Here is a 2047-nt window from a genome sequence, read left to right as displayed (position 1 = left end):
AGTGAGGGGGCAGTATGCCCCAATGGTGTGTCTAAGGAAATCGTGGGGCGGAGGATTGGTAGCTTATTTCTCCCGCCCGTTTTCTCATGTCCGCGGCTTGGTCAAAAATTGCCTTCCAGGCCGGATATGCTTCGACTTCATGAATGATTAAAACGTGTTGCATGTAAGTGCCTTTGAATAGTCCGAACGCTGTGCTTAAGTAGTCTGGTAAATCGCGTAGTAATTTGGATGGTCTACCTTAAAGCGGTTGTTATATGTCATTGTTCCTTAGCAAAACGATATCGGCTTGATGCTTTTGCAACTGCTCGCTTACTGAAGCCACTGCCTCTTGCTTCATCTTCAAAAGACTTGAAATCGATGCCAATTTTATTGGCATTCCAAACAATTTTCCTGCAACGGCGTCTGATGCCACTTCTGAATAGGATAGCCCGCCCTTTCTGGGCGTGAGGATTTCAGCATAGTGCTTCTGCTTCAAAGGAGCTTGCAGTCCGAGAGTCACAAATGAGTTGTCTCGGAAACCGTTAAGACCAATGTTCGTTAACGCTCGAGCGATGCGCATTGAGTTCTCCTCACTCGGATTTACTAAAAGGTCCATGTCATCCGCCTTGCGCTGTGTGCAATGCCACGAAATTGCGAGACCGCCGATAAGAATGAAATCGACGTCGTATTGATTGAATGCACGAACGATCTCTTCATTAGCGGCAAGATGAAGCAGAGTGTCTCCGACTCGATTCATGACGTATAAGATATGGGCGTTCAGCTTCGAGCTGGCCGCCGAGTTGTCCGAAGATCTTACACCCTGCGCATGCGCGGCAAGATCATCAACCGTAACACCAAGTTAGGCAGCCCCGACCCCGACAAGTTGCATCAGCCGCTTGAGCTCAGAAATGCGCCGTTCAAAATCAGCTATCGTCGGAGTGTCGAGACTGTGCACAAGGTTGTTTCGGAAAGCTCGAAGGCCATCCCACAGTTCCGCAGCTTCCACAGATATCTTCTCGAGAAAGTTCCTCTTCCAGTAGTAGGCGAAGTCCTCCTTCGGCGGAAGCTTAGCCCTAAATCCATGGTCAAAAACAGACCAGAGTCTCAGGAATTCGCCGGTCTTCGTGTCGGCTGCGCTCGCCTCATCGATTCGAGGACGTTCTCCAAAGAGATTCTCAAAGAGCGAGAGCGTGATTTGGAGATACGCTTCGACCTTGGCTCGCTCGACGGTGATGCCGTTGCCCGAGTGGTAGAGCTGGTTCCGCAATCGGTGGTACCACTCAACGTCGCCAAGGTCGATACCTAAGAGCCGACTGCCCGCGTGTTGATCGAGTAGGTTGAGCAGCGCTGGAAACGATTCGCTCGCTTCCTCGAGATCCTTGCGTCCAGGACCCTTGGCTCCGCGGACACGCTCCGGTAGGCCGAGGTAAGTCTTCACCGCAAGTTCTACAGCATTGTCGACGCTTATCATGGCAATACGCCTATCAAAGTCGCCCCCGAGGCGAAGGTGATCCGCCGCGTGTTGCAACAATTCCCTCGGTCCTTCTGTCCACGGGCCTGTCATGTCTCTCCCGGTTTGCCTAACTTTGTTTAGGCGGATCCTCGTAGAAGCCTGATAGACCAGTTCCCATCCGTTTGCTATGCCGTTACTGTTCGCGAACAATACGCCATAACTATTATCGTTTCAATGAATTGCGCCTACGGGACCATTTCTCACGGAGTCTTATCCGGATCCCTATATGCCCCCTCCACTTATTGGAAAGATTCACATCCCCATCCCACTGCTGCCGCATGCTCGACGCATTTCAAGGAACGGAGGACCGCCTACCACAGAACACAGACGTTGAACGGCTGCTTTTCAATCAGGTGGTCGATCGGTTTGGGTCGCGTGGAGGCTATGCTCACATACCCTCCAGTCCGATTGATCCGTCCTGTGCCTACCGATCCCCTCACCCATTCGGTGTAGCTGCAAATTCAATCTTCCGGGCGATAGCGAAGAAATGTTGCACCTATTCCTCCGCCCCACGATTTCCTTAGACACACCATTGGGGCATACTGCCCCCTCACT

Annotated in this window: 2 protein-coding genes and 1 pseudogene; all 3 read right to left on the bottom strand. The window is 51.8% G+C overall.

Annotated elements, in window-relative coordinates; translation table 11 throughout:
* Positions 1–55: 55 nt before the first annotated feature.
* A pseudogene (locus ACMTNU_RS20550) lies at positions 56–163 on the bottom strand (antibiotic biosynthesis monooxygenase); the annotation flags it as partial.
* 87 nt (positions 164–250) lie between these two features.
* A complete protein-coding gene (locus ACMTNU_RS20545) occupies positions 251–736 on the bottom strand; it encodes a hypothetical protein (RefSeq protein WP_413937152.1) in 486 nt (161 codons plus the stop codon).
* 102 nt (positions 737–838) lie between these two features.
* Positions 839–1543, bottom strand: coding sequence for a hypothetical protein (locus tag ACMTNU_RS20540; RefSeq protein WP_413937151.1), 705 nt, complete (start codon positions 1541–1543; stop codon positions 839–841).
* Between the last annotated feature and the right edge of the window lie 504 nt (positions 1544–2047).

Origin of the sequence: Nitrospira sp. BLG_1 (genome assembly GCF_047338595.1) — a bacterium.
In the GTDB taxonomy this organism is placed as follows: domain Bacteria; phylum Nitrospirota; class Nitrospiria; order Nitrospirales; family Nitrospiraceae; genus Nitrospira_D.
Note: the sequence above shows the minus strand (reverse complement) of the source record. Positions and strands in the feature narration are given on the sequence as shown.

Bases quoted from the DNA above. Each gene is read 5' to 3' on its own strand.
- ACMTNU_RS20545 (WP_413937152.1), bottom strand. From the start codon at position 736: ATGAATCGAGTCGGAGACACTCTGCTTCATCTTGCCGCTAATGAAGAG.
- ACMTNU_RS20540 (WP_413937151.1), bottom strand. From the start codon at position 1,543: ATGACAGGCCCGTGGACAGAAGGACCGAGGGAATTGTTGCAACACGCG.